Origin of the sequence: Streptomyces sp. NPDC015345 (assembly GCF_043078805.1) — a bacterium.
Classification (GTDB): Bacteria; Actinomycetota; Actinomycetes; order Streptomycetales; family Streptomycetaceae; genus Streptomyces.
Genome location: NZ_JBIBTX010000007.1, coordinates 233,979 through 259,693, shown reverse-complemented (window position 1 = coordinate 259,693; position 25,715 = coordinate 233,979). Strand labels below are relative to the sequence as shown.

The following is a 25,715-nucleotide window of genomic DNA, read 5'->3' as shown; positions in this document are numbered from 1 at the left end:
CCGGGGGCTACACCGGGGTGACGTACGCGCCGGAGATGCCGCCGTCGACGAGGAAGTCCGTCGCGTTCACGAAGGAGGAGTCGTCGCTGGCGAGGAACGCCACCGCGGCGGCCATCTCGTCGGCCTCGGCGAAGCGGCCGACGGGGATGTGCACGAGGCGGCGGGCGGCGCGCTCGGGGTCCTTGGCGAACAGTTCCTGGAGGAGTGGGGTGTTGACCGGGCCGGGGCAGAGCGCGTTGACGCGGATGCCCTCTCGGGCGAACTGGACGCCCAGCTCGCGGGACATGGCGAGGACGCCACCCTTGGACGCGGTGTAGGAGATCTGCGAGGTCGCGGCGCCCATCCGGGCCACGAACGAGGCGGTGTTGATGATCGAGCCCTTGCCCTGGCGGCGCATGTAGGGGATGGCGGCCTTGCAGCAGAGGTAGACGGAGGTGAGGTTGACCTCCTGGACGCGCTTCCAGGCCTCCAGGCCGGTGTCCAGGATGGAGTCGTCGTCGGGCGGCGAGATGCCCGCGTTGTTGAAGGCGATGTCGACGGAGCCGTAGGTGTCGAAGGCCGTCTTGAAGAGCGCCTCGACCTCCTCGGCATCGGTGACGTCGACCTTCACGAAGGTCCCGCCGACCTCTTCGGCGGCCTGCTTGCCCGCCCGCTCGTCGATGTCGCCGCAGACGACGTTGGCACCCTCGGAGGCGAGGCGGCGCGCGGTGGCGAGGCCGATGCCGCTGCCGGCGCCGGTGATGACGGCGGTGCGGCCGACGAGGCGGCGGCAGATGTTCTGCTCAGTCACTGTGCGGGACCTTCCGTGCTGATGAAGACGTTCTTGGTTTCCGTGAAGGCGTGCAGGGCGTCGGGGCCGAGTTCGCGGCCGAGTCCGGACTGTTTGTAGCCGCCGAAGGGGGTCCAGTAGCGGACGCTGGAGTGCGAGTTGACGGAGAGGTTCCCGGCCCTGACCGCCTGGGAGACGCGTAGGGCGCGGCCCACGTCGCGGGTCCAGATCGAGCCGGACAGGCCGTACTCGGTGGCGTTGGCGAGCCGCACCGCGTCGGCCTCGTCCTCGAAGGGGATGACGACGGCGACGGGGCCGAAGACCTCCTCGGCGGCCACCGGGGCGGCCGGGTCGACATCGGTGAGCAGCGTCGGCGGGAACCAGAAGCCGGGACCTTCGGGGGCCGTCCCGTGGATGCCGTCGCCGGGGGTGACGAAGGAGCGGACGCGGTCCAGCTGGGCCCTGGAGATCAGCGGACCCATCTGGGTCTTCTCGTCGGCCGGGTCGCCCACGACGACGGACTCGATCGCGGGCGCCACGATCTCCAGGAAGCGGTCGTACACCGAACGCTGTACGAGGACGCGCGTGCGGGCGCAGCAGTCCTGGCCCGAGTTGTCCAGGTACGACATGGGGGTGGCGAGGGCGGCCGCCTCCACGTCGGCGTCGGCGAAGACGATGTTGGGGCTCTTGCCGCCGAGTTCGAGGGTCAGCCGCTTCACCCGGTCGGCGCAGGTGGCCATGATCCGCTTGCCGACGCGGGTGGAGCCGGTGAACACGATCTTGGCGACGCCGGGGTGCTCGACGAGCGCGCTGCCCGCGACGGTGCCCTCCCCGGGCAGGACCTGGAAGAGGCCTTCGGGCAGGCCCGCCGCCAGGGCGAGTTCGGCGAGGCGCAGCGCGGTGAGCGGTGTCGTCTCGGCCGGCTTGAGGATCACCGCGTTGCCCGCGGCGAGGGCGGGCGCCGTGCCCCAGGCGGCGATCGGCATCGGGAAGTTCCAGGGGGCGATGACGCCGACGACCCCGAGGGGTTCCAGGAGGGTGACGTTCAGGCCGCCGGGTACGGGGATCTGCCGGCCGCTCAGCCGTTCGACTCCCCCGGCGGAGAAGTCGAGCAGGTCGCGGACGTTGCCCGCCTCCCAGCGGGCGTTGCCGATGAGGTGACCGGCCTCGCGGACCTCCAGCTGGGCCAGCTCTTCGAGGTGGTCGTCGACCTGGGCGGCGAAGCGGCGCAGCAGCCGGGCCCGGTCGGCGGGGGCGGTGGCCGCCCACTGTTCCTGCGCCCGCGCGGCACGGGCGACGGCGGCGTCGACGTCCTGCGGGGTGGCGGCGGGGACGGTCGCGACGACCTCTTCGGTCGCCGGGTTCAGTACGTCGAGTTTCAGGACCTCAAGCAAGGGTGCCTCACATGCGTTCGAAGGAGCGGCGGAGCTCCCAGTCGGTCACCGCGGAGTCGAAGGCGTCCAGCTCGACCCGCGCCATGTTGCGGTAGTGCGCGACCACCTCGTCACCGAAGGCGGCCTTGGCGATGGCGCTGTTCTCCCACAGCTCGGCGGCCTCGCGCAGGGTGGTGGGGACGTGCTCGTAGTCGCCGGTGTAGGCGTTGCCGGTGCACTCGTCCGGCAGTTCGAGCTTCTGCTCTATGCCGTACAGGCCGGCGGCGACCAGGCCCGCGACGGCGAGGTACGGGTTGACGTCGCCGCCGGGCAGCCGGTTCTCGAAGCGCAGGGAGCGGCCGTGGCCGACGACGCGCAGGGCGCAGGTGCGGTTGTCGTAGCCCCACGCGGCGGCGGTCGGCGCGAAGGAGCCGGGCACGAACCGCTTGTAGGAGTTGATGTGGGGCGCGTAGAGCAGGGAGAACTCGCGCAGCGCGGCGAGCTGTCCGGCGAGGAAGTGCCGCATGAGGGGCGACATGCCGCCCGGGTCGTCCTGGGAGCCCCGCATGGCGTTGTCGCCGTCGGCGTCCTGGAGCGAGAGGTGGATGTGGCAGGAGTTGCCCTCGCGCTCGTTGAACTTGGCCATGAAGGTGAGCGAGACGCCTTCCTGGGCCGCGATCTCCTTGGCGCCGGTCTTGTAGATGGCGTGCTGGTCGCAGGTGACGAGGGCCTCGTCGTAGCGGAACACGATCTCGTGCTGGCCGGGGTTGCACTCGCCCTTGGCGGATTCGACGACCAGACCGGCGGTGGTCATGTCGTTGCGGATGCGGCGCAGGAGCGGCTCGATGCGGCCGGTGCCGAGGACGGAGTAGTCGATGTTGTACTGGTTGGCCGGGGTGAGGTCCTTGTACCCGGCGTCCCAGGCCTGCTCGTAGGTGTCCTTGAAGACGATGAATTCGAGCTCGGTGCCGACGTGGGCGGTGTAGCCCAGCTCGGCGAGGCGCTCCAGCTGGCGGCGGAGGATCTGCCGGGGAGCCGCGACCACGGGTGAGCCGTCGCTCCAGGCGAGGTCGGCGATCAGCATCGCGGTGCCCTCGTTCCAGGGGACGCGGCGCAGGGTGGTGAGGTCGGCGTGCATGGCGAAGTCGCCGTAGCCGCGGTCCCAGGAGGACATCGCGTATCCGTCGACGGTGTTCATCTCCGGGTCGACGGCGAGGAGGTAGTTGCAGCCCTCCGTGCCGTGTTCGAGGACCTCGTCGAGGAAGAAGCGGGCGGCGAACCGCTTGCCCTGGAGCCGCCCCTGCATATCGGGGAAGGCCAGGACGACAGTGTCGATCTCGCCGCTCGCGACCAGGGCCGTCAGCTCCTGGACGGCGAGCGGGGGTGTGCGGTCTGCCACGGGAAAAGCCTCCTTGGGTCAGCCGGGAGCCATAAGGTATTGCGGAGAACCTTTGCTTGGGAAGGGGGTACGGACATGTCGCACTCGGAAGAGGGCACGGGCGAGGGCCCGGAAGAGGGCATGACACAGGGCGGGTGGCCCGCCGCACTCGACGACGACCGGCTTACTCCGGTGCTGCGTCCGGTGCGGGCGGGCAACGGCTTCGAGGAGGCCCTGGAGCAGATCCTCCAGGTCGTCCACCTCGGTCTGGTGCCCGGCGGCGAACGCCTGCCGTCGGAGCGGGAGTTGGCCGACCGCCTCGGCATCAGCCGGGTGACGCTGCGCGAGGTCCTGAAGGTCCTGACGGACCAGGGCCTGGTCGAGTCGCGCCGCGGCCGCTACGGCGGTACGTTCGTACGCCCGCGCCCCGAGGCGCCGGGCGAGGACGAGCTGCGGCGCCGCATCAAGGACGTCGACGTGGAGGACGCGCTGCGTTTCCGCGAGGTCCTCGAGGTGGGCGCGGCCGGGCTCTGCGCGGCGCACGGTCTCACCGGGGAGCAGGCGGACCGGCTGCGGGCGGCGCTCGCGCACACCCATGACGCGCCCCTGTCGGAGTACCGCCGCCGGGACACGCTGCTGCACCTCACCCTCGCCGAGCTGTGCGGCTCACCGTCCCTGACCGCGCAGTACGCGGCGGTCCGCGCGACGGTGAACGACCTCCTGGACTGCATCCCGCTGCTGGTACGGAACCTGGAGCATTCGCAGCGCCAGCACACAGCGCTCGTCGAGGCGGTGCTCGACGGGGACGCGGACGGGGCGCGGGAGATGATGCGGGAGCACTGCGCGGGGACGGCGGCGCTGCTGCGGGGCTTTCTGACGTGAGGCGTGATTAACCGCGGCGTAACGCACGGGTCTTGCTTTCTCACCCCCGGCACGGCAAAGGTATGGATCCGTTCCATTGAGTCACCCCGCCGCCAAGCCGCTGCCCCGCAGTGCCGCCCCCACAGAGGAGCCGTGCCATGACCGTGGAGTCCAGCAGTCCGAGTCCCGCCGAACCGGCGGACGACTATCTGGAGCGCAGGACGCTCCGCCGGGGCAGCGCGGGCTGGCTGCTCCTGACCGGCCTCGGCGTCGCGTACGTCGTCTCGGGCGACTACTCGGGCTGGAACTTCGGCCTGGCCGAGGGCGGCTTCGGCGGCCTCGCCATAGCGATGGCCCTCATGGGCGTGATGTACGCGTGCATGGTCTTCTCGCTCGCCGAACTCTCCTCCGTGCTGCCGACCGCGGGCGGCGGCTACGGCTTCGCGCGCCGCGCGCTCGGCCCGTGGGGCGGCTTCCTCACCGGAACCGCCATCCTCATCGAGTACATCCTCGCCCCGGCGGCGATCTCCATCTTCATCGGCGACTACGTCGAGTCGCTCGGCCTGTTCGGCCTCACCTCGGGCTGGCCGGTCTACCTCGCCTGCTTCGTCATCTTCATCGGCATCCACCTGTGGGGCGTCGGCGAGGCGCTGCGCTTCAGCTTCGTCGTGACCGGCATCGCGGTGGCGGCGCTGCTGGTCTTCGCGGTCGGCGCGTTCATGGACTTCGACGCGTCGAAGCTGAACGACATCCCCGTGGAGGCGGACGCGTTCGGCGCCAACTCCTGGCTGCCGATGGGCCTGTTGGGCATCTGGGCGGCGTTCCCGTTCGGCATGTGGTTCTTCCTCGGCGTCGAGGGCGTGCCGCTGGCGGCCGAGGAGACCAAGGACCCGGCGCGCACGCTGCCGCGGGCGATCCGCTGGTCGATGGCCATCCTGGTCGTACTCGCGCTCCTCACGTTCTTCGCCTCGGCGGGCGCGCGCGGCGCGAACGCGCTCCAGGACGCGGGCAACCCCCTGGTGGAGGCCCTGCAACCGGACGGCGAGGCGACGGCGCTCAGCCGCGTCGTCAACTACGCGGGCCTCGCCGGCCTCGTCGCGTCCTTCTTCTCGCTCATCTACGCGGGATCGCGCCAGCTCTTCGCGCTCTCCCGCGCCGGCTACCTCCCCCGCTTCCTCTCCCTCACCAGCAGCCGCAAGGCCCCTTACCTCGGCCTGCTCGTCCCGGGCGCGATCGGCTTCGGGCTCGCCGCGGCGACCGGGGACGGGGCGCGCATGCTGAACGTCGCGGTGTTCGGCGCCACCATCTCGTACGCCCTGATGTCGCTCTCGCACATCGTGCTGCGCCGCCGCGAGCCGGGCCTGGAACGGCCGTACCGTACTCCCGGCGGTGTCCTCACGTCGTCGGTCGCGCTGGTCCTCGCCTGTGCGGCGCTGGTCGCGACGTTCCTGGTGGACGTGACGGCGGCGCTCATCGCGCTGGCGGTGTACGTGGTCGCGATCGCGTACTTCGGGATGTACAGCCGCAAGCATCTGGTGGCGCGCGCGCCGGAGGAGGAGTTCGCGGCACTGGCGGCCGCCGAGGCGGAGCTGGCACGCGACTGATGACCATGGACAGGAGCACAGTGAGGGAGAACGCGGTGAGCGGCAGGCCACTGATCGGTATCAGTACCTACCTGGAGGAGAAGACGACCTGGCGCGTGTGGGAGCTGCCCTCGGTCTTGCTGCCGGCCGGATACCCGCGCCTGGTGCAGCGGGCGGGCGGCATCGCCACGCTGCTGCCGCCGGACGACCCTTCGTACGCGGCGTCCGTCGTCGCCCGTCTTGACGGCGTGGTCATCTCGGGTGGGCCCGACGTCGAGCCCGTGCGGTACGGCACGGAGCGGGAGGAGCACACGGGGCCGCCCGCGCGGGAGCGGGACTCCTGGGAACTCGCCCTCATCGAGGCCGCGTTGGCGTCGGGCACACCACTGCTCGGCATCTGCCGGGGCATGCAGCTGCTGAACGTGGCGCTCGGCGGGACGCTGGTCCAGCACATGGACGGGCACACGGTGGCACCGGGCGTCTTCGGCACGCACGTCGTGAAGCCGGTGCCGGGCACGCTGTACGAGTCGATCGTGCCGGACGCCTCCACGGACGTGCCGACCTACCACCACCAGGCCGTGGACCGCCTCGGCAAGGGTCTCGCGGTATCGGCGTACGCGGAGGACGGCACCCCCGAGGCCATCGAACTGCCCACCCCCTCCTGGGCGTTGGGTGTGCAGTGGCACCCGGAGATGGGCGAGGACACCCGCGTCATGGCAGCGCTGGTCCGAGCCGCTTCCTGAGCCAGTCGACGGCGGCCGCGCCCTGGGCGGCCTGGAAGGCGCGCAGGGTCGGCAGGCCGGGCGGATCCGGCTGAAGGGACCCCCGTACGAAGAATCCGGCGACGCCCGCCAGCACCGCGGTCACACCCCTGGGGTCCGCCGCCCGGCCCACCCGTTGGGCGCTGAACACGTCCTCGGGGTCGGGGCCGCCCTGCGCCCGCACGCACGGCAGCATGAGGAGCAGGTCGAACCAGGGCGCGGCGCGCAGGGCATGCGGCCAGTCGACGAAGACGACCCGGCCTCCGTCGGCCGTGATCAGCATGTTGTCGGCGCGGAGGTCACCGTGGGCGAGGGTGTCGCCGACGGCGAACTCGGGCCATGGGGCGGCGAGTTCGGCGAGGGCGGGCAGGTTGCGGCGGACCCACGGGTCGAGTCTGCCGTCGTCCTGCGCGCCGCTCTCGACCAGCCGCTGCCACCCGCGGAAGGGGCGCGCCACCGCATCGACGACGGACGGCGCGTCGACCGGCGCGGGCGTCAGGACCCGCGAGAGGCGGTCCACGGCGTCCAGTACGCTCCTCAATTCGCCAGCGTCCCAGGGCACTCGGGGCTGGCGCCCGTCGATGTCCTCGAAGGCGAGCGCGACCCAGGCCCCGTCATCGTAGGAGGCGAGGAGCCGGGGGGCGGGCACGGAGTCCGGCAAGGCGGCGGCGTTCCTGGCCTCGGCGCGGTGCAGGGCGGGGCTGCCGGGGTTGGCCTCGGCGCTGACGGCCTTCACGAAGGCCCGCCGCCCGTCGGCGAGCCGCACCCGGGCGGCGACACCCGGCGAGAACCCGCCGTGCTGCGTCACCGCTTCGGTCACGGGCGCGCCGAGGGCCTCCTCCACCCCTTCCCGTACGTACACGGGGAGTTGACGCCAAGGCGTGCGGACGCCGGTGGCCGGGGGCGCGGTCGGGTTCATGTCCCCCATGGTGGGCGGGACGCGGAGCGGCCGCCACGGATTTACGCGTGGGCGGGCGGCACGCCCTGCTCCGCCCCGGCCGCCGTCCGCGACGCCAGCCGCTCATACCGCTGCCGGGCCGCCTGCGGGGTGCCGAGGCCGAGCCCGAAGGCGATGTCCGGCCAGGTCATGCCGCGACCGCGGGCCATCTGGAGGAGGCCGGTCTCCAGCTCGTCCAATTCGCCTCTGACCAGCGGCAGGAGCGTGAGGGCCGCGGTGATGTCGGCGTGGTCCACCGCCGGCTCGCCGGCGACGGGCTTCGCGGCGCCGCTGAGCAGGAACGACACGAGCCGCACGGCTTCGTGGGGCCCGATGACGGTGGGGTGGATCTGGCGCTCACGCTGCTCGTCGTCGGCCGCGTGCCGCTCGGCGATGCGCGTCAGCGAGGCGTACACGCGCTGGGCGCGAGCCTGGTCGGGGTGGGGCGGTGTGAAGGGGTCGGCGGGCCGGGGCTGTTCGGACCCCGGCTGTTCGGGCCGGGACTGTTCGGGGTGGGGCTTTTCAGAGTGGGACGACATGCGTGCAGCATGCGTGAACACACGTCGTGCAGTCAACTATTCATTGTGAACAGTTTGTTTGCGCGCTCGCTCGGGGCGTGAATCCGGACGCACTCAGCTCCGTCGGCCCCCGACCCCCGACCCGCCCCGAGTCAGCGCCAGCAGATCCCGCCCCGGCCCCGCCGGGCGATGCCCCGTCGGCCAGACCGCCCGCAGCTCCCTGCGCAGCCGTACCTCCGCCAGCGGAATCTCCACCAGGCGCCGCGCCGCCAGCTCCTCCCCCACCGCGAGTTCACTCAGGACCGAGGGGCCCGCGCCGCTGACGGCCGACGCCTTGACCGCTGTCGTGGAGGACAGTTCGATCAGCGGGCGGGCGAGGCCGCCGAGCGCCGCGTCGAGGACCTGCCGGGTGCCCGACCCCTCCTCGCGCAGGATCAGCGGGGTCGCGGCCAGCTCCGCCGCGCCGAGGGGTTTCCCGCGTCGCGCCCAAGGGTGCCCCGGTGCCGTCACGACGACCAGGCGGTCATGGGCGATGACCACGCCGTCGAGGCCGCCGGGCACGGTGAGCCCCTCGACGAAGCCGAGGTCCGCCTCGCCGGTGAGCAGTCGGGCCGCCACGGCCGCGGAGTTGCCTGCCAGCAGCGAGACCGCCGTGTCGGGCCGCTGGGTCCGCAGGGCGATCAGCCAGCCCGGCAGCAGATATTCGGCGATCGTCATGCTCGCCGCGACCCGCAGCCGCGAGTCCCGCCGGTCCCGCAGCGCCTGCGCCCCCGCGTCGAAGGCCTCCGCCGCCTCCACGATCCGCCCCGCCCAGTCGGTGACGAGGGCCCCGGCGTCCGTGAGGCGCGAGCCGCGCGGTGACCGGTCGACGAGCGCGACGCCCAGCTGCCGCTCCATGGCGCGGACCCTGCTGCTCGCCGCGGGCTGGGTGATGCCCAGCTCCCGTGCGGCCCGCCCGAGGCTGCCGAGCCGGGCCACGGCCAGCAGCAGCTGGAGCGCGCCGAGGTCGGGCACGCGGTGCGCGAGCGGCACCGACGCCTCTGCCGGGACGGACGACGAAGACGAGGGAACGGAGGAAGCGGGACGGCGGCTCATAAGTCCAGCTTATGCCCCCATAGGAAGGTACTCCCTGGTGGCCGCCCCGCCCCCGTACGACCGTGGAACCCATGGTCACCGCCGCCCACCCCACCCCCCTGGCCACCGCCGCCCCTACCCCCCGCACCCGCCTCCCCACGGTCCGCCACCTCGGCCCGAACTGGTACGCGTCCGTCATGGGCACCGCCGTCGTCGCCAACGCCGGTGCCACACTCCCGTACCAGGTCACAGGTTTGCGTACCGCCTGCACCGCCGTCTGGGCGCTCTCCTTCCTGATGCTCGCCGTGCTGCTCACCGCTCGCGCCGCGCACTGGATCCACCACCGCGACCAGGCCCGCGCCCACCTCCTCGACCCGGCGGTCGCGCCCTTCTACGGCTGCCTGTCGATGGCGCTGCTCGCGGTCGGCGGCGGCACGCTGAGCGTGGGCGAGGACTGGACGGGCACCGGTGCAGCCGTGGCGATCGGCGCCGTGCTGTTCACCGCCGGCACCGCGATAGGGCTCGCCGGCGCGGTCGCCGTCCCGTACCTGATGGTGGTCCGGCACCGCATCACCGCCGACCAGGCCTCGCCCGTGTGGCTGCTGCCCGTGGTGGCCCCGATGGTGTCGGCGGCCGTCGGCCCGCTGCTGCTGCCGCACCTGCCCTCGGGCCAGGCGCAGCAGACGATGCTGTACGCCTGCTGCGCGATGTTCGGCCTGAGTCTGCTCGCCACCCTGGTGATGCTGCCGGTGATCTTCGCCCGCCTGGTGACCGCGGGCCCGCTGCCCCTGGCGCTCACGCCCACGCTCTTCCTGGTGCTCGGTCCGCTGGGCCAGTCGACGACGGCCGCCAACAAGTTCGCGGACGCCGCGCCCGGTGTCGTGCCCGCCCCGCTCGACCAGGGTTTCCTCGCCTTCGCCGTGCTCTACGGCGTACCCGTCATGGGCTTCGCGCTGCTGTGGCTGGCGCTCGCGACCGCCATGGTGCGGCGCGCCCGGCGCGGTGGCATGGGCTTCACGATGACCTGGTGGGCCTTCACCTTCCCGGTCGGCACCTGCGTGACGGGCGCCGAGGGCCTCGGCGCCCACACGGGCCTTGCGGCCTTCGACTGGCTGGCGGCCGGCCTCTACGCCTTCCTGGTGGCCGCCTGGGCCCTGGTGTCGGCCCACACCTTGCGCGGCACCGTCACCGGCAGGCTGTTCGCAGCGCCGCGCCCAGCACCGCCGGGGCCTCGGTCAGCGACGGCCCGTACCAGGTGAGGTGTCGGCCGCTGACCAGCGCCACCGGCGTACCCGGCGGGAACGCCTCGGGGCCGTCGTCGCGGGTGAAGCGGTACGGCTCGTCGGGCAGGACCACCAGGTCCAGGCCGGCCGAGCGCAGGTCTTCCAGGGGGACGCGGGGGTAGCGCTCGGCGTGCGCGGCGTACGCGTTGTCGACGCCCATGCGCGCGAGCAGGTCCCCCGCGAACGTGTCGCGGCCGAGCACCATCCACGGCCGCCGCCAGATCGGGATCGCCGCCCGCGGCCTGAGCGCCGGGCGGGGCGGGTCCGACCACGCGGCCCGCGCCTCGTCCAGCCAGCGCGGCTGTGCCGACCCGCACGCGGCGAGGACCCGGCTCAGCTCCCGGAAGGCCTGGTCCAGCGTGCGCACCTCGGTGACGAGGACCTCGATGCCCGCCGCCCGCAGCGCGGCCAGGTCGGGGGCGCGGTTCTCCTCCTCGTTGGCGATCACCAGGTCGGGCGCGAGGGCGATGATCCGGGGCACGTCGGGGTTCTTCGTCCCACCCACCCTGGTGACGTCGAGGTCCCCCGGATGGCTGCACCAGTCGGTGGCCCCGGCCAGCGCGCCCGGCACGGTCACGGCGACCGCCTCGGTCAGCGAGGGCACCAGGGAGACGACCCGCGGCGGGGTCCTGGGCACGGTCCGGGCGCGCGGCATGTCAGCGCCCTCCGTCGTCCACCGCCTCGATGTGGTCCCCCACGGCGACCACAAGGACCCGCGTGTCCGCCACCGTGGCCCGCCAGCGGTGGCGGACCCCGCCGGTGAGGAAGAGGCTGTCGCCGCGCCCGAGGCGGTAGGCGCGGCCCTCGGCCTCCATCTCGACGGCGCCCTCGACGATGTACATCAACTCGTCGTTGCGGTGCTGGAACTCGCGGCCCGCGTCGTGGTCCCCGATGAATTCGAGGACGTGCAGTTGATGGTGGCCGCGCGCCAGTTCCCGCACGCGCGCGTCGGGCGTCGAACCGGCGAGGTCCGTGTCGTCTCCGGCGCGCACCACCTCGACGGTGCGGGCCGGGTCGGCGGCGGCGAGCAGTTCCACGTCGGTGGTGCGCAGCGCGTCCGCGACGCGCTGCAGGGAGCGTCTGCTGGGCCGGGCGCGTTCGTTCTCGATCTGGCTGAGGAAGGGCACCGACAGGCCGCTGCGCTCGGCGACGACGGCGAGGGTGAGCTCCAGCCGGCGGCGGCGCCGCCGCACGGCCGAGCCCACCCGGAGGGTCTCCTTGTGCTCGTCCATCGCCTCGGCTCCCTTCAGCGCGTCGGTCCACTCTCAACCCTGACGGGTTTTCTGCACCCTACGCATGTTCGCCAAACGGTTCCGCCCCGTTGCTACAGCCTGTGCCAGTACAGCAGCTGCCCGGCCTCGCCGGGGGCGGAACCCTCACTCGGGACGAAGAGGCTGACGAGCAGGGCGGGGCGGCCCCGCGGATCGGTCAGGAGGGTCGCGGAGGGGTTGGCGAAGGCGCGGCTGCCGCCGTGCGTACGGATGTGGAGGCGGTCCGCCCGGCCGCTGGTGGGGTCGTACGCGTAAGTGCCCCAGCTGCCGAAGTCGCCCCGCCGCCCCTGTCCCTCGACGAGCACCACGCGCTGCCCGCCGAGCTCCACGGGCGCCCGGTCACCGATGTTGCCGCCGTTGCCCCAGGTCCGCACGGCGCGGTCGAGCCTCCGGTCGGGCTCGGCGTGCCAGTGCCGGAAGCCGGTGAGGGTGGCGCGCAGCTGGCGGTCGGTGTCGCAGCCCGCGCGGTAGTGCCCGGTGAGCCGGATGGTCGCGCCGCGCACGGCGGTGATGCTCGGGGTGCCCTCGGCGCAGCGGGAGAGGGTGAGGGGCGCGTCGAAGGCCCGGCCGGCGCGGCCGTCGAGCAGCGCCGCCGGACCGGCGTACGCGCGTACCGCGATGTGGTTGCGCGGGTCCTTCTCGTACGCGAGGACATAGCCGCCGCGGCCGTCGTGCGCGAGGGAGGCCTGGTGGGTGCCGGGCCCGAAGTCGTGGCGGCGCTGCCAGTGCCGCAGGTCGGTGGAGGTGGCGACGGCGGCGTGGAAGCGGCCGTCGGCGAGCAGCGTGTGGTAGACGGCGAGGTAGGTGCCGTCCTGGGCCTGTTCGATCTGCGCGGCGTCCATGGTGCGGCCGGTGTGGTCCCGCGCGTCGTAGCGGTGGCCGTCGGCGGCGGTGACGTCCTCGGCGAGCGCGGCCAGGCGCGCGGTGCCCGCGGAGGCGGGGGCGGCGTCGGCGCGGGCCAGCTGCGCGAGGAGCAGGGCGGCGGCCAGGGCGAGGACGGCGGCGACGGTGAAGAGCGCCGTTCTCGGCTGCCTTGCGGTCACGGGCGGGATCTCACGTTCAGGTGTTCGAAAAAAGGGGGGCGGGGCCCAGTCGAGGTTAAGGACCCCGGCCCCCCGCCGGAACGCCCCGAGGGGTGGGCTTCGCCACAAGGCGAGGCCCACCCCTCGGGAGACACCGGCCGTGCTACTTCGCGGAGGTCATCTTCTCCTCGAAGCCCGGGTTCTTCTTCAGCCAGGCGTCGACGGCCTCGGGCTCATTGCCCTTGCCCGCCTTGTTGATCTCGTTCTCCAGGCTGGCCAGCTGCGGCTCGCTCATCTTGAAGTCCTTGAGCCACTTCGTGAGCCGCGGGTACTGCTCCGGGAACTCCTTGCTGGAGATCGTGCGGATCGTGTCGCCCTTACCGAAGGCGACCTTGGGGTCCTTCAGCTTGGTCAGCTCGTACTCGTTGTACGCCCAGTGCGGCGACCAGAGCAGGACCGCGACCGGCTCCTTCTTGGCGTACGCCGACTTCAGCTCGGAGAGCATCGCGGGCGTCGAACCGGAGACGATCTTGTACTCCTTGTCGAGGCCGTAGCCGGGCAGGACCTTGTCCTTGAGCGCCGTCATCACGCCCGTGCCGGGCTCGATGCCGATGATCTTGCCCTTGAACTTGTCGCCCTTGCCCTTGAGGTCCGCCAGCGACTTCACGTCCTTGACGTAGGACGGGACGGCGATCTCCAGCGACGTCGGGCTGTACCAGGAGCCCAGGTCCTTGAGGTTCGCCTTGTTCTTCTCCCAGTACTGCTTCTGGGCCGTCGGCAGCCAGGCGTCGAGGTCCAGGTCGAGGTCGCCCTGGGCGAGCGCGGTGTAGACGGGGCCGACGTCGGACGGCGTCAGCTTCATCTTGTAGCCGCGCTTCTCCAGGACACGCTTCCAGAGATTCGTGACGGCGATGTTCTCGTCCCACGCGAAGTACGCGGCGTTCAGCGGACGCTTCGCCTCAGCGGGGGTGGACGTCTCGGGCAGCGGGGCCAGCTTGTCGACGACACCCGGGTTCTTCTTCAGCCAGGCACGGACGGCTTCCTGCTGCTTGCCCTTGCCCGCCTTGTTGATCTCCGCCTCGAGACCCGTGAGCTGCTTCTCGCTCATCTTGAAGTCCTTCAGCCACTTGGCGACCTGGGGGTTCTCGTCGGAGAAGCCCTTGCGCGCCAGCGTGTGCACGCCGTCGCCCTTGCCCCAGGCACCCTTCGGGTCCTTGAGCTTCTTCAGGTCGAAGTCGCTGTACGCCCAGTGCGGCGACCAGAGCGTCGTGACGATCGGTTCCTTCTTGGCGTACGCGCGCTTGAGCTCGGCGAGCATCGCGGGCGTGGAGCCGTCGACGACCTTGTACTCCTTGTCGAGGCCGTACTCCTTCAGCACCTTGTCCTTGAGCAGCCCCATCATTCCGGCGCTCGACTCGATGCCGACGATCTTGCCCTTGAACGTGCCGCTCTTGCCCTTGAGGTCCGCCAGGGAGTCGACGCCCTTCACATACGAGGGCACGGACAGCTCCAGCGAGGTCGGGCCGAACCACGCGCCCATGTCCTCCAGCTTGTCGCCGTACTTCTTCCAGTACGCGGCGTGCGTCGTCGGCAGCCAGGAGTCCGTCTGGAAGTCGACGCTGCCCTGGGCCAGCGAGGTGTAGAGCGGACCGGCCTCCAGCTGCTTGGTCTGCGGCTTGAAGCCCCGCTGCTCCAGGATCTCCTTCCAGAGGAAGGTGGAGGCCACGCCCTCGTCCCAGGGGATGTAGCCGATGTTGATCTGCTTGCCCTGGCCGATGTTCTCGGTGTCCGCGGCGGCCTCGTCCGATTTCGAGCCGCCGAAGACGCCCATGCCGCCCGCGACGAGCGCGAGGACGACCACGCCGACGACCGCGACCGCGGCCTGGGGGCGGTAGGTCCAGATGTTCAGGCCCCGCGCGGCGCGCAGCTTGGCGACGGCGCGGCGGCCCAGCGGGGAGACCTGGGTGCCCAGCGAGCTGGTCATCCGGTCCAGGTAGATCGCCAGGATGACGATCGCGACGCCCGCCTCGGAGCCGAGGCCCACGTTGAGCTGGCCGATGGCCTCGTTGACGTCGGCGCCCAGGCCCTCGGTGCCGACCATGCCCGCGATCGCGGCCATGGACAGGCCCAGCATGATGACCTGGTTGACACCGGCCATGATCGTGGGGAGGGCGAGGGGCAGCTGGATGCGCAGCAGGATGTTGCGCGGCGTGGTGCCGAACGCGTCCGCGGCCTCGACCAGTTCCTTGTCGACCTGGCGGATGCCCAGCTCCGTCATGCGGACGCCGGGTGCCAGGGCGAAGATCAGGGTGGCGACGATGCCCGCGGGGGCGCCCATCCCGAAGAAGAGGATGGCGGGGATGAGGTAGATCATCGCCGGCAGCGTCTGCATGAAGTCGAGCACGGGGCGGACGATGCCGCTGACCGTGCTGGAGCGCGCCGCCCAGATGCCCACGGGCACGGAGATGAGCAGCGCGATGATCGTCGAGACGAGCACCAGGGCCAGCGTCATCATCGCGTGGTCCCACAGTTCCAGCGAGATGATGAACGCGAAGCCCGCGAACGTCAGCACACCGGCGACCACGCCGCGCAGCCAGAAGGCGATGACGGCGAAGATGCCCGCGAGGAGCAGCGGCTCGGGCGCCTGGAGCACGTCGGCTATGCCGTCGTAGGCGCCCTGGAAGACGGTCTGGAGGAAGTCGAACAGCCAGGCCATGTGGCTGAGCAGCCAGTCGACGGCGTCGTTGACCCACTCGCCGAACGGAATCCTAGGCACCGCTGACCACCTTCTTGCTCTCCTGCGGCTCGTCCTCGGGAGCCATCGGCTCGCCGAGTACGGCGAGCAGCCGGGCCCGCGGCACGACGCCGATGAGCTTGCCGTCCGCGTCGGTCACGGCGACCGCCACACCGCTGGTGGAGCAGGGCGTGAACAGCTCGATGATCGGGGTGTCCGCGGTGACCGTGGCGGGGGCGTCGGCCTGGACGAAATCACTGGCCGGTTCGGCCATGATCGCGCCGGCGGTGAGCACCCGGGCGCGGTCGACGTCCCGCGTGAACGCGGCGACGTAGTCGTTGGCCGGGGTGACGAGGATGTCCTCGGCGTTGCCGATCTGGACGATGCGGCCGTCGCGCATGACGGCGATCTGGTCGCCCAGGCGCATGGCCTCGTTCAGGTCGTGGGTGATGAAGACGATGGTCTTCTTCAGCCGCTTCTGGAGTTCGAGCAGCTGGTCCTGCATGTCGCGGCGGATCAGCGGGTCGAGCGCGCTGAACGACTCGTCCATGAGGAGCAGGTCAGCGTCGGTGGCGAGCGCGCGGGCCAGGCCCACGCGCTGCTGCATGCCGCCGGACAGCTCGTCGGGCCAGGACTTCTCCCAGCCCTTGAGCCCGGCGAGCTCCAGCGCCTCGGTGGCGCGCCGCTCACGCTCGGCGCGCGGGACGCCCTGCACCTCCAGGCCGTAGCCGGCGTTCTCCAGGACGCTGCGGTGCGGGAAGAGCGCGAAGTGCTGGAAGACCATGCTGATCTTCTTGGAGCGCACCTCGCGCATCTCGCGCGCGTTCAGCTCGGTGAGGTCCTGACCGTCGAAGCGGACGTGACCGGCCGTCGGCTCCGACAGCCCGTTGAGCATGCGCAGCAACGTGGACTTGCCGGATCCGGAGAGACCCATGACGACGAAGATCTGGCCCGGCTCGACCTCGAAGGAAGCGTCGATCACGGCGGCGGTGGTGCCGTCGGCGCGCAGCTCCTCACGGTCGGCTCCGTGGCGGAGTCGCTCCACCGCGTCAGCGGGTCGTCTGCCGAACACCTTGTACAAGTGCTCGGCTTGCAGCCTGGACACATACACCTCTCGGGTCGAACCAAGACGGCCCGCCTCCCCCGCCGGCGGGCCGTGGAGCGCCGTGGCCTCTGCCCACTTGCCCGGTCGAAATGTTGAATTCTCGACGGGGCGTGCTCCGGCGGCGCGCCTTCCCCCAGTCACGCGAACCAAACTCAAGAGTGACCCAGCTCACTTCCACCGCCCCGAGTCCGGGAAGGATGTCGGTGGCGTGCGGCATGATGCCCACCGTGACTCAGCGAACACGACGGCTCATGCTGCTCGACACGGCGTCCCTCTACTTCCGGGCCTACTTCGGGGTCCCCGACTCCGTGAAGGCCCCGGACGGCACGTCGGTCAACGCCGTGCGCGGGCTGCTCGACTTCATCGCCCGCCTCGTCCAGGACCACCGCCCGGACGACCTGGTCGCCTGCATGGACGCTGACTGGCGCCCGCACTGGCGCGTCGAGCTCATCCCCTCGTACAAGGCGCACCGCGTGGCCGAGGAGACCGCGCAGGGCCCGGACGCCGAGGAGATCCCGGACACCCTCTCCCCGCAGGTCCCGGTCATCGAGGCGGTCCTCGACGCGCTCGGCATCGCGCGCGTGGGCGTGCCGGCGTACGAGGCCGACGACGTGATCGGCACCTTCGCGACGCGCGCCGCGGGCCCGGTGGACATCGTCACCGGCGACCGCGACCTCTACCAACTGGTCGACGACGAGCGCGGTATCCGCGTCCTCTATCCCCTGAAGGGCGTCGGCACGCTCCAGGTCACGGACGAGGCCTGGCTGCGCGAGAAGTACGGGGTGGACGGCCCGGGCTACGTCGATCTCGCGCTGCTGCGCGGCGACCCGAGCGACGGGCTGCCCGGCGTGCCCGGCATCGGCGAGAAGACGGCGGCCAAGCTCCTCGACGCCTTCGGCGACCTGGCCGGGATCATGGCCGCAGTCGACGACCCGAAGTCGAAGCTCACCCCATCGCAGCGCAGGCGGCTCGACGAGTCGAGGGCGTACGTGGCGGTCGCCCCGAAGGTCGTCCGGGTCGCCGCAGACGTACCGCTGCCCGAGGTCGACGTGGCGCTGCCCCGCGTGCCGCGCGACCCGGCGGGGCTCGACGAGCTGGCGCGGCGCTGGAACCTGGGCGGCTCGCTCCAGCGGCTTCTCACCACTCTCCAGACCTGAGGTGTTAGCTTAGGTAAGCCTAAGTATCTGAAGATCAGGGGAGGCCGTCGCCATGGCAGAACGTCCTGCACGCAAGGCACCGAAGACCCACGTGGGGCGGGTCGTGCGCACGGAGCGGCTGACCCCGCACATGCAGCGCGTGGTGCTCGGCGGCGAGGGACTCGCCGAATTCAGCGCGGGCGAGTGCACCGACCACTATGTGAAGTTGCTCTTCGACGCCGAGGGTGTCACCTATCCGGAGCCCTTCGACATACAGCGCGTCCGCGAGGAGTTCCCGCGCGACCAGTGGCCGGTCACCCGGACGTACACGGTGCGCTGGTGGAACCCCGAGGCCCGCGAGCTGGCGCTCGACTTCGTGATCCACGGCGACGAGGGCCTCGCGGGGCCCTGGGCGCGCGAGGCCGAGGCGGGCACCACGATCCGCTTCCTCGGCCCCGGCGGCGGCTACGCCCCGGACCCGGCCGCCGACTGGCATCTGCTCGCCGGTGACGAGAGCGCCCTGCCCGCGATCGCCGCCGCGGCCGAGGTGCTCCCCGAAGGCGCGGTCGCCCGGATCTTCGTGGAGGTCGAGGGGCCCAAGGAGGAGCAGAAGATCCTCACGGACGCCGACGTCGTCTGGCTGCACCGCGACGGCCGACCGGTGGGCCAGGCCCTGACCGAGGCCGTGCGCTCCCTGGAGTTCCCTCCGGGTGACGTCCACGCCTTCGTCCACGGCGAGGCGGGCTTCGTGAAGGAGCTGCGCCGCTACCTCCGCGTCGAGCGCGAGATCCCGCGTGAGCGCCTGTCGATCTCCGGGTACTGGCGCCTCGGGCACAACGAGGACGGCTGGCAGGCGTCGAAGCGGGAGTGGAACGCGCGGGTGGAGGCGGAGCAGGAGAACGGGGCGTAGGCGCTGCGCTGGCCGCCGGGCCGCTGGCCGCCGTTGGGGTTGATGTCCGTGGCGTGACTGCCGGTCGTGGTCCGTCCTCGCGCCGTTCCCCGCGCCCCCCTTCAGGGGCGCTGCGCTCGCCGCCGGGCCGGCCGGGCAACCGCCGTTGGGGCCGATGTCCGTGGGCGACCGCCGGTCGTGGTCCGTCCTCGCGCCGTTCCCCGCGCCCCCCTTTAGGGGCGCTGCGCTCGCCGCCGGGTCGGCCGGGCAGCCGCCGTAGGGGCCGATGTCCGTGGGCGACCGCCGGTCGCGGTCCGTCCTCGCGCCGTTCCCCGCGCCCCCCCTTCAGGGGCGCTGCGCTCGCCGCCGGGTCGGCCGGGCAGCCGCCGTAGGGGCCGATGTCCGTGGGCGACCGCCGGTCGTGGTCCGTCCTCGCGCCGTTCCCCGCGCCCCCTTCAGGGGCGCTGCGCTCGCCGCCGGGCCGGCCGGGCAGCCGCCGTAGGGGCCGATGTCCGTGGCCGACTGCCGGTCGCGGTCCGTCCTCGCGCCGTTCCCCGCGCCCCCTTCAGGGGCGCCCAACTCCCCCTAGCTCAAAGGGAGGCCTCCGCGACCCGCGCATGCAGATGCATGTCATGCCAGCCGTCCGCGTGCAGTACCGCGCTGCGCTTGGTTCCCTCCGCGGGGAAGCCGGTCTTCAGGGCCACGCGGCACGATGCCTCGTTGGCCGTCGCGTGTGTCAACTCCAGGCGGTGCAGGCCCACTTCGTCGAAGGACCAGCGCGCGAGGGTCTCGACGGCGCGCGGGGCGACGCCGCGTCCGCGTGCCCACGGCACGGTCCAGTAGGCGACCTCGGCCTGACCGTCGGGGAGCTCGATCATCCGCAGGGCGATCCGTCCGACGAGCCGGTCCGTGGCGGCGTCGGCGATCGCCCAGTGCGCGGCCCGTTCACCGGCCCAGGCCGCGCGCCAGTCCTCGATCCAGTCGCGCGCCTCACTCTCGGAGTCGGCCACACGGGCGTGCCAGCGCTGGAGCACGGGGTCCTGGAACGCCTCGTACACGGCGGGTGCGTCGGAGGGCGCCCAGGGTCGCAGGACCAGGCCGCCGTCGGGGACGGGGAGCTTCGGCTGCTGCCGGCAGGCGAGGGCGCCGGGGGCGACTACGTCGGAGATCAGGTAGGGCATGGCCTCATCGTGGCAGCGGCGGCACACGTGACGGCACTGGTTTTCGGGCCCCGGCGGTCGACGCACCGCCCTGACCTGCGGCGCCCCGTACGCTGACCTCCTGATGAGACGCAAGCCCCGCATTCCTCCCGCCCCGCTGCCCCAGCGCGACGGCGTCGATCCCGTCAGGGTCAGGCTGCCGCCCGACGGGGCGTGGCCGACCGTCCGCGACCATCTGGTGGAGCGGCTCGCGGCCGGCCCCGGGGTCATCGACGCGATGCTGCGCGGCGGCGAGATCGTCGGCGCGGACGGCACACCGGTCGCGCCGGACGCCCCGTACGCACCGGGCGCCTTCGTGTGGTTCCACCGGGACCTGCCGCCGGAGGTGACCGTGCCGTTCGACCTCGACGTCGTCCACCGCGACGAGCACATCGTGGTGGTGGACAAGCCGCACTTCCTCGCCACCATGCCGCGCGGCGGCCACGTCGCGCAGACCGCCCTCGCCAGGCTACGCGTACAGCTCGGCGTCCCGACGCTGAGTGCGGCCCACCGCCTGGACCGGCTGACCGCCGGGCTGCTCCTGTTCACCGTGCGGCCCGAGGAACGCGGCGCCTACCAGACGCTGTTCCGCGACCGCCTCGTACACAAGGAGTACGAGGCGGTGGCACCCTACGACCCGCACGTGCCGCTCCCCCGCACCGTCCGCAGCCACATCGAGAAGGAGCGCGGACGCATCGCGGCATACGAGGTCGAGGGCGCCGAGCCGAACAGCGAGAGCCACGTCGAGCTCATCGAGCACCGCGGCGCCCTCGGCCGCTACCGCCTGACCCCGCGCACCGGCCGCACCCACCAACTGCGCGTCCACATGAACGCGCTCGGCCTGCCGATCCTCGGCGACCCGCTCTACCCGGTGGTGACCGGACCCGCGGCGCCGGACGACTTCCGGCGGCCCCTGCAACTCCTCGCACGCGACCTGGAGTTCACGGATCCGGTCACGGGCGCCCGGCACCGCTTCACGAGCGGGCGGACGCTGGGCGCGTGGTCGGCGTACGACGACTGGAACCAACCGCCGCACGGTGGCCGCGCGGCCCCGGCTCAGTAGCCGCGCCACCAGGTGACGAAACGCCGCCATGCCCCCTGCGCCTGGACCGGCTCGGGCGCGGGCGCCGCCGCCGGGGCGACCTGCGGCCGCGGGGCCCGGGCGACGGCCGGCTGCGGCTGCCGCGGCGGCGTGGAGATCTGCCAGTCCGTGCGGGGCCTAGGCACCTGCGCCGACGGCCGGGCCATGACGTCCTGCGGGGGGCGCGGCGCGAACCGCACCGGAAGCTCCACCAGATGCCGCGAGAGAATCGACGACGTCCACCTCAAGTCCCGTTCGTCGATGTCCAGTTCGACGTCCGGCAGGCGCATCAGGAGGGCGTCGACACCGGTGTCGGCGATGGCCCGGCCGATGTCCTGCCCCGGGCACTCGTGGGGCCCGCCGCTGAACGCGAGGTGTGAGCGGTTGCCCCGCATGTTGGCGGCGAGGTCGGGGCGTACGACGGGGTCGACGTTGCCCGGCGCGATGCCGAGGATCAGGCCGTCGCCCGCCCGGATCCGCTGGCCGCCGAGCTCGGTGTCCTGCTTGGCGAAGTAGCCGATCATGGCGCTGAACGGCGGCTCGTCCCACAGGGACTGCTCGACCGCCTCGGGGACCGTCATCTGCCCGCCGCTGAGCTGCGCGCGAAAGCGCGGGTCGGTCAGGACCATCCGCAGGACGTTCGCGATGAGGTTGGCGGTCGCCTCGTACGCGGCGATGAGCACCAGCCGCAGATGCGCGCCGACCTCGTCGTCGGTGAGCTGCGCCGGGTGCGCGATGAGGCTCGTGGTGAAGTCCTCCTCGGGCTGGACACGGCGCCGCGCCACGAGGCCCATCAGGACCTCCATGATGTACGCGTTGCTGGCGATGGCCGTGTCGGTGCCCTTGATCATGTCGCGGGCCGACTGCACCATCCGCTCGTTGTACTCCTCGGGCATGCCGAGGACGTGGCACATCACCATCATCGGCAGGTGTTCGGCGAACTGGCTGACCAGGTCGGCCGTGCCGTTCTCGCAGAAGTCGTTGAGCAGGTGGTTCGTGTAGCGGTTGATGTGGCGGCGGACGCCGCGGTGGTCGATGGTCGACATGGCGCCGGTGACCGCCCCGCGCAGCCGCTGGTGCTCGTCGCCCTCGACGAAGCTGCACATGGGCTGCCAGGTGAAGACGGGGGCGAGCGGGTGGTCCGCCCCGGCGCTGCCGTCCCGCACCGCGCGCCAGATGCGCGAGTCCCGGGTGAACTGCGAGGGCGTGCGGACCATGTGGAGGTTCTCGCTGTGGCCGAGCACGGCCCACATCGGCACGTCGTTGTGGAGAAGCACGGGGGCGACCGGGCCGTGCTCGGCGCGCAGCTTCTCGTACAGGCCGGCCAGGTCGGCGCCCGCCTCGGGGCCGTAGAGGCGGCGCAGACCGCCGGGGCCGAGGCCGAGGCCATGGGCGGGGCAGCCGGGAGGCGGCGCGGCGGGGTCGTCGGTGCCGGGCCAGGAGGGGGAGGGGGTCGTCACGGTCGTCGCTCCGGGTTGACGGAAGGGGTTCCGGGTGGCAGAGGTGGCAAGGGACGGGTCACTGGCGTCGGACGGGTCAGACGCGGGCCACGGTCAGGGAGTGGAGGTAGCGCATCAGGGTCATCAGGACGTCGCGGCTGGACTCCCTGCGGCGGGCGTCGCAGGCCATGATCGGGACGCCGGGTCCGAGGTCAAGCGCCCTGCGCAGGGTCTCGACCGGATGCTGCGGCGCGTCCGGGAAGTCGTTGACGGCGATGACGAACGGCACCCCGCGCTCCTCCAGACGCCCGATCACGTCGAAGCTGACCTCCAGGCGGCGGGTGTCGATGAGGACGACCGCGCCGAGCGCTCCTTCGAAGAGCCCGTTCCACAGGAACCAGAAGCGCTCCTGGCCGGGGGTGCCGAAGAGGTAGAGCACCAGTTCTTCGGAGATGCTGATCCGGCCGAAGTCCATGGCCACGGTGGTGGCCGTCTTGGACTCGGATCCGTAGTTGTCGTCGACGCCGATGCCCGCCTGGGTCATCGTCTCCTCGGTCGTCAGCGGGCGGATCTCGCTGACCGAGCCGACCATCGTCGTCTTGCCGACGCCGAACCCGCCGACGATCACGACCTTCACGGCGGCCGCGGCCGTGTGCGGCAGGAAGTCCTCGCTGCGAGGGCCGGTGATCGTGTCGGCGCTCTTAGAGCTTCTGAAGTCCATGCATCACCGCTTCGAGAAGGGATCGGTCGGGGAGCGCGGAGCGGACGACAGGGGCGCGCGCCTGGACGAGTTCGGCCGCGAGCAACTCGGTCAGGACCACGGTCACCACACTGAACGGCAGCGCCAGATACGCGGAGAGTTCGGCGACGGAGAGCGGCGTCCTGCACAGCCGCAGCACCGCCGAGTGCTCCGGCTGCGCCATGGGGGACGCCTCGCCGTTGGCCACGATCAGCGTGACGAGGTCGAGGGGCGCCCGCTCGGAGTCCTCGCCCGTCAGGATGTAGAGCCGCTCGGGGTTGTCGGGGCCGCGTCGCTCGCGCTGGGGAGGGGCGTCCGGGTCGGGCGCGTCCCGCCGGGACGGCGGGTCCCCGTTCGAAGGGCCGGCTGACGGGCCTTGCGGAGGAGTCATACGGCCTGCCCGTCACGCCGGGGCGGGCTCGTCAGATGCGCCCCGATGCGTACGACGAGGTCGCGCATCCGGGTGCCGATGAGACCGGCGTCGACGGTCTCGTCGGCGAGCACCGCCAGATAGGCACCGGCACCGGCGGCCATGAGGTAGAAGTAGCCGCCGTCGATCTCGATGATGACCATCTTCATCCCGCCGTCGCTGCGCGGGATCTCCGTGGCCACGGCGGCGGCGAGGCTCTGCAGGCCGGCGCAGGCCGCGGCGATGCGGTCGGCGGCGTCCGGGTCGCCGCCGTAGCGCGCGATGCGCAGGCCGTCGGCGGAGAGCACCACGATCTGCCGTGTCTGCGGCACCCCGTCGGCGAGTTCCTTCAGCATCCAGTCGAAATTGGCGCGCTGCTGGATCACTGCCAGCCCCCCTCGTCGGCGTTGCCGTGGTTGTTCTGGGTGGTTCCCTGCGGAGGGGTGGTGCCCTGCGGGGGCGTCGTGCCCTGCGGGGGGATCGTGCCCTGCGGGGCGGACGGATCGGGGTCGCCCGTGCCGTCGCCCTTGACGCCCTTCATGAACGCCTCGATCCACAGGCCCGGTTCGGTCTTCTGCTTCTTCGGGGCCGGCGGCTGTGCGGTCGCGGCGGCGTGGGCCTCGGCGATCCGCTGGGCCTCAGCCTCCCTGGCGTACCGCTCGCTGAGGGACATCTTGACGCGGCTGCGGCGCTGCGGCAGGCCGTTCTCGGTCCACTCGGTGACCTCGGGGACGTCGTCCTCCATGGTCGCGGTGAGCTGGGAGCGCAGTGGCGGGCCCGCGGTGACGACACGGGGCTTCTTGCGGCGGATGTTGCGGACGGGCTCCTCGATGAGCCGTCCGCCGTTGTCCACGCGGGGCACGGCGGAGGCGCCGATGCCGTGGGCGAGACCGGGGGCCGGGTCGGTGGTCATCATGTCGCGCGGCACGATGAGCACAGCGCGGACGCCGCCGTAGGCGGACTGCCGCAGGGAGATCTGCATGTTGTACATCTGCGAGAGGCGGCCGACGACGGCCATGCCGAGGCGCGGGGTGTCCCCGAGGTCGTTGAGGTCGATGCCGGCCTGGGCCTGCGCCAGCATGCGCTCGGCGCGGGCCCGGGCCTCCTCGCTGAGGCTGACGCCGCCGTCCTCGATCTCGACGGCGATGCCGGTCTGCACCTCGACGGCGGTGACGTGCACCTTGGTCTGCGGCGGCGAGTAGCGGGTGGCGTTGTCGAGGAGCTCGGCGCAGGCGTGGATGAGCGGCTCGACGGAGGTGCCCTTGATCGCGACGTCGGCGATCGAGTGCAGCTCTACGCGCGGGTAGTCGAGGATGCGGGACATCGCACCGCGCAACACACTGAACAGCGGTACGGGGTTGGGCCATTGGCGGCCGGGCCGGGCGCCGCCGAGCACGGCGATGGAGTCGGCGAGGCGGCCGATCAGCGCGGTGCCGTGGTCGATGCGCAGGAGGTCGTCGAAGACCTCGGGGTTGCGGCCGTGGAACTCCTCCATCTCCCGCAGTTCCGCGGCCTGTTGGTGGACGATCGACTGGACGCGCCGGGCGATGTTCACGAAGGCGCGCTGCGCGGACTCGCGCATCGCTTCCTCGTGGTCCAGGGTCTCCAGGACCGACCGGAGCAACTGGCGCTGGGAGTCGGGCAGATCGCGGTAGGCCTCGTCCTTGTCGACGACGTTGCGGACCACGTCGGCGGGCGGTTCGCCCTGCCGCAGCCGCCAGAGCGCGTCGGGCAGGATGTCCCGGCCCAGCCGCACGGTCTCGTCGTCGTGGGATGCGATGCGCCCTTCGAGGTAGGCGAGCCGCTGTGCGTACTGTGCGCGCTGGCCCCTGATGGTCCTGCCGCGCCGCACGGCTTCCATGCCGACCACGACGACCACGAGCGTGGCGACGGCGCCGCACCAGCCGACCGCGGGCCTGGCCGGCTCCGTCACCACCGCGACGGCGGCTCCGGTCGCCGCGGCCATGAGCATGGCGGGCAGCAACAGCACACGCGTATAAGGGACTTCTCGGCCACCGGGAGGCGATTGAACACTCACCATGTATGCCCTCTGAACACTCGTCTTGGGGAACTCGGGGAAGGGGGGAGCGAAAACGAACTATCGAAAGAATTGGGAACAAGCGCGCGAATTCCTCGCAACTCACTTCAACTCGC

At 72.0% G+C, this 25,715-nt stretch carries 24 protein-coding genes; 7 read left to right on the top strand and 17 right to left on the bottom strand.

The genetic code is table 11. The features are described 5' to 3' along the window. Positions 1-7 precede the first annotated feature (7 nt). From ACF062_RS28170 to ACF062_RS28160, 3 genes are read right to left on the bottom strand one after another with little or no spacing between them, the layout of a single operon-like run. Complete coding sequence (locus tag ACF062_RS28170; protein WP_223773644.1) at positions 8-790, bottom strand: 3-oxoacyl-ACP reductase; 783 nt, start codon at positions 788-790, stop codon at positions 8-10. Next, positions 787-2,163, bottom strand: a complete 1,377-nt coding sequence (locus tag ACF062_RS28165; protein ID WP_392142392.1) for an aldehyde dehydrogenase family protein — start codon at positions 2,161-2,163, stop codon at positions 787-789. The genes ACF062_RS28170 and ACF062_RS28165 overlap by 4 nt, the downstream gene beginning before the upstream one ends. Before the next feature lie 7 nt (positions 2,164-2,170). Continuing rightward, complete coding sequence (locus ACF062_RS28160; RefSeq protein WP_392142390.1) at positions 2,171-3,541, bottom strand: glutamine synthetase family protein; 1,371 nt, start codon at positions 3,539-3,541, stop codon at positions 2,171-2,173. A gap of 120 nt (positions 3,542-3,661) precedes the next feature. Here ACF062_RS28160 and ACF062_RS28155 point away from each other — a divergent pair, with 120 nt between their 5' ends. The 3 genes from ACF062_RS28155 to ACF062_RS28145 all read left to right on the top strand — a co-directional run bounded on the left by ACF062_RS28155 (position 3,662) and on the right by ACF062_RS28145 (position 6,707). Beyond that, positions 3,662-4,402: a FadR/GntR family transcriptional regulator gene (locus ACF062_RS28155; protein ID WP_392142690.1), complete on the top strand. Its 741-nt coding sequence runs from the start codon at positions 3,662-3,664 to the stop codon at positions 4,400-4,402. Positions 4,403-4,539: 137 nt separating this feature from the next. Next, a complete protein-coding gene (eat, locus tag ACF062_RS28150; protein ID WP_392142388.1) occupies positions 4,540-5,985 on the top strand; it encodes an ethanolamine permease in 1,446 nt (481 codons plus the stop codon). A 5-nt stretch (positions 5,986-5,990) separates the two neighbouring features. Further along, positions 5,991-6,707: a gamma-glutamyl-gamma-aminobutyrate hydrolase family protein gene (locus ACF062_RS28145; protein ID WP_392142386.1), complete on the top strand. Its 717-nt coding sequence runs from the start codon at positions 5,991-5,993 to the stop codon at positions 6,705-6,707. Here ACF062_RS28145 and ACF062_RS28140 read toward each other — a convergent pair. The 3 genes from ACF062_RS28140 to ACF062_RS28130 form a co-directional block, all read right to left on the bottom strand. Next, on the bottom strand, positions 6,676-7,644 hold the full coding sequence (locus ACF062_RS28140; protein ID WP_392142384.1) for a phosphotransferase family protein: 969 nt from the start codon (positions 7,642-7,644) through the stop codon (positions 6,676-6,678). The genes ACF062_RS28145 and ACF062_RS28140 overlap by 32 nt on opposite strands. A 41-nt stretch (positions 7,645-7,685) precedes the next feature. Next, the gene (locus ACF062_RS28135; RefSeq protein WP_392142382.1) at positions 7,686-8,201 is read right to left on the bottom strand and encodes a DNA-binding protein; all 516 of its coding nucleotides are present in this window, start codon (positions 8,199-8,201) and stop codon (positions 7,686-7,688) included. Between the two features lie 93 nt (positions 8,202-8,294). Further along, a complete protein-coding gene (locus tag ACF062_RS28130; protein ID WP_392142380.1) occupies positions 8,295-9,275 on the bottom strand; it encodes a LysR family transcriptional regulator in 981 nt (326 codons plus the stop codon). Between the two features lie 71 nt (positions 9,276-9,346). On the opposite strand from ACF062_RS28130, the gene ACF062_RS28125 reads away from it, so the two are divergent. Beyond that, positions 9,347-10,513: a TDT family transporter gene (locus ACF062_RS28125; protein WP_392142379.1), complete on the top strand. Its 1,167-nt coding sequence runs from the start codon at positions 9,347-9,349 to the stop codon at positions 10,511-10,513. On the opposite strand, the gene ACF062_RS28120 is transcribed toward ACF062_RS28125, so the two are convergent. The 5 genes from ACF062_RS28120 to ACF062_RS28100 form a co-directional block, all read right to left on the bottom strand. Beyond that, positions 10,440-11,192: a helical backbone metal receptor gene (locus ACF062_RS28120; RefSeq protein WP_392142377.1), complete on the bottom strand. Its 753-nt coding sequence runs from the start codon at positions 11,190-11,192 to the stop codon at positions 10,440-10,442. The genes ACF062_RS28125 and ACF062_RS28120 overlap by 74 nt on opposite strands. A gap of 1 nt (position 11,193) precedes the next feature. Next, positions 11,194-11,769, bottom strand: coding sequence for a helix-turn-helix domain-containing protein (locus ACF062_RS28115; protein ID WP_223773654.1), 576 nt, complete (start codon positions 11,767-11,769; stop codon positions 11,194-11,196). A 92-nt stretch (positions 11,770-11,861) separates the two neighbouring features. Further along, positions 11,862-12,851 carry a hypothetical protein gene (locus tag ACF062_RS28110; protein ID WP_392142375.1) on the bottom strand — a complete coding sequence of 330 codons (990 nt, stop codon included), beginning with the start codon at positions 12,849-12,851 and terminating at the stop codon, positions 11,862-11,864. 142 nt (positions 12,852-12,993) lie between these two features. Then, entirely contained in the window at positions 12,994-15,606 is a 2,613-nt protein-coding gene (locus ACF062_RS28105) for an ABC transporter permease/substrate binding protein (protein WP_392142373.1), read from the bottom strand. Beyond that, a complete protein-coding gene (locus ACF062_RS28100) occupies positions 15,599-16,669 on the bottom strand; it encodes a glycine betaine/L-proline ABC transporter ATP-binding protein (RefSeq protein ID WP_392142371.1) in 1,071 nt (356 codons plus the stop codon). The genes ACF062_RS28105 and ACF062_RS28100 overlap by 8 nt, the downstream gene beginning before the upstream one ends. Positions 16,670-16,866: 197 nt before the next feature. Here ACF062_RS28100 and ACF062_RS28095 point away from each other — a divergent pair, with 197 nt between their 5' ends. Further along, positions 16,867-17,826 (top strand): 5'-3' exonuclease H3TH domain-containing protein, encoded by a 960-nt coding sequence (locus ACF062_RS28095; RefSeq protein ID WP_392142689.1) that lies wholly within the window; start codon positions 16,867-16,869, stop codon positions 17,824-17,826. A 52-nt stretch (positions 17,827-17,878) separates the two neighbouring features. Then, the gene (locus tag ACF062_RS28090; RefSeq protein WP_392142370.1) at positions 17,879-18,715 is read left to right on the top strand and encodes a siderophore-interacting protein; all 837 of its coding nucleotides are present in this window, start codon (positions 17,879-17,881) and stop codon (positions 18,713-18,715) included. A 569-nt stretch (positions 18,716-19,284) separates the two neighbouring features. Here the strand turns inward: ACF062_RS28090 and ACF062_RS28085 are convergent. Next, positions 19,285-19,875, bottom strand: coding sequence for a GNAT family N-acetyltransferase (locus ACF062_RS28085; protein ID WP_392142369.1), 591 nt, complete (start codon positions 19,873-19,875; stop codon positions 19,285-19,287). Between the two features lie 103 nt (positions 19,876-19,978). On the opposite strand from ACF062_RS28085, the gene ACF062_RS28080 reads away from it, so the two are divergent. Further along, positions 19,979-20,956: an RluA family pseudouridine synthase gene (locus ACF062_RS28080; protein WP_392142367.1), complete on the top strand. Its 978-nt coding sequence runs from the start codon at positions 19,979-19,981 to the stop codon at positions 20,954-20,956. Here the strand turns inward: ACF062_RS28080 and ACF062_RS28075 are convergent. The 5 genes from ACF062_RS28075 to ACF062_RS28055 all read right to left on the bottom strand — a co-directional run bounded on the left by ACF062_RS28075 (position 20,950) and on the right by ACF062_RS28055 (position 25,602). Next, positions 20,950-22,434 carry a cytochrome P450 gene (locus tag ACF062_RS28075; RefSeq protein ID WP_392142365.1) on the bottom strand — a complete coding sequence of 495 codons (1,485 nt, stop codon included), beginning with the start codon at positions 22,432-22,434 and terminating at the stop codon, positions 20,950-20,952. The genes ACF062_RS28080 and ACF062_RS28075 overlap by 7 nt on opposite strands. Positions 22,435-22,510: 76 nt before the next feature. Continuing rightward, complete coding sequence (locus ACF062_RS28070; RefSeq protein WP_392142363.1) at positions 22,511-23,134, bottom strand: ATP/GTP-binding protein; 624 nt, start codon at positions 23,132-23,134, stop codon at positions 22,511-22,513. Then, on the bottom strand, positions 23,115-23,543 hold the full coding sequence (locus ACF062_RS28065) for a DUF742 domain-containing protein (RefSeq protein WP_392142361.1): 429 nt from the start codon (positions 23,541-23,543) through the stop codon (positions 23,115-23,117). Before ACF062_RS28065 ends, ACF062_RS28070 begins: the two co-directional genes overlap by 20 nt. After that, on the bottom strand, positions 23,540-23,947 hold the full coding sequence (locus ACF062_RS28060) for a roadblock/LC7 domain-containing protein (RefSeq protein ID WP_392142359.1): 408 nt from the start codon (positions 23,945-23,947) through the stop codon (positions 23,540-23,542). Before ACF062_RS28060 ends, ACF062_RS28065 begins: the two co-directional genes overlap by 4 nt. Next, a complete protein-coding gene (locus ACF062_RS28055) occupies positions 23,944-25,602 on the bottom strand; it encodes an ATP-binding protein (protein WP_392142358.1) in 1,659 nt (552 codons plus the stop codon). Before ACF062_RS28055 ends, ACF062_RS28060 begins: the two co-directional genes overlap by 4 nt. Positions 25,603-25,715: the final 113 nt, after the last annotated feature.